This is a genomic window from Sinomicrobium oceani (genome assembly GCF_900119185.1).
GTDB lineage: Bacteria > Bacteroidota > Bacteroidia > Flavobacteriales > Flavobacteriaceae > Sinomicrobium > Sinomicrobium oceani.
Genome location: NZ_FPJE01000058.1, coordinates 1 through 1,029, shown reverse-complemented (window position 1 = coordinate 1,029; position 1,029 = coordinate 1). Strand labels below are relative to the sequence as shown.

Below are 1,029 nucleotides of genomic sequence, written 5' to 3'. Positions count from 1 at the left end.
TACCTGAACTGTGCACTTTTCTTTAGACGATCAAAACGGCGATGGATACGCTCTTCAGCTTCAGCCTGCAATAACACTTCCAGACCTTCTCCCAAAGACAGCTGGTGATGTTGCCGGGTTTCAACCATAGCGTTCCAGCTTCGCTGCATTCCGCCCAGGCGGAGTTGTGATAATTGAGTTTCAATAGCATTCATATGATTTGATTTTAATAGTTACTTATTTATAGGAAGAAGCTCCCCGGATATTCCCGTGAGTGGGCAGGGATTTCACCTGTGGTTCTTCTTTATAATCGGTCATCCGGTTCTCCAGGACCTGCTTTAAAAATTTATAGGAGTACTGCCCGTAATCCAGGGCAATACAACAGGCCTTTATAAAAACCTCCCTATTGGTTTTTCTTGAGAGGTTCAGGATACCATCACAGGTTTTGTAAAGCTGTTCAGGATATTTATCTTGTTTGAACAGGGCCTCCATATACCGATATAATTCCTCAGAATGATTATACCCGCGTTGCAGGTAATAGGTGGGGCTGCGCTCTTTGTAATATTGATGGTGGGAACACAGGTGTTCCTTTCGAGTGGTATAACCAGCCTTTTTGGTGTTTCTGGGGTGGGTAGCAATAAGGCCGGCTTTGTGATAAATCCTTACCAGTGACCGGGTGTAGATTACCTTAACCTTCATCCCGATATACGTATAGGGCACACTGTAATAGTGTTTATCCATCCCCAGGTAGATATGATTGTTCTTGGCCACTTTGTGCTCCCTGTAATATTTGATCTCAAAGGCTATTTCGGGTAAAGGTTGCAGAGTATGTTTTTCATCGGCCAGGAATTTTTCTTCCCGGCAATAATCCTTTTGTTGCATTCGGGTTTGGTTATGCTCCCTAACCTTTTGTGTAATTGCCTGGTTCAAAGAAGGAAGGTCAAAGAAGGTAAGCTTGCGCAGCTTGGCATATACCCGGTTATAGATGAGCTTTACCTGATTTTCAACCAACGACTTATCCTGAGGCTTTCTAGGACGTGCGGGAGTAAC

The 1,029-nt window shown here is 44.0% G+C and carries 2 protein-coding genes; both read right to left on the bottom strand.

Going from position 1 to position 1,029, the window contains the following annotated elements; all coding sequences use genetic code 11:
- The coding region (locus tag BT112_RS21455; protein WP_217652471.1) for an ATP-binding protein at positions 1-194 on the bottom strand (194 nt) is incomplete at its 3' end.
- Between the two features lie 22 nt (positions 195-216).
- Positions 217-1,029 (bottom strand): Mu transposase domain-containing protein (locus BT112_RS21985; protein WP_449441357.1); only part of this gene is annotated, 813 nt, incomplete at its 5' end.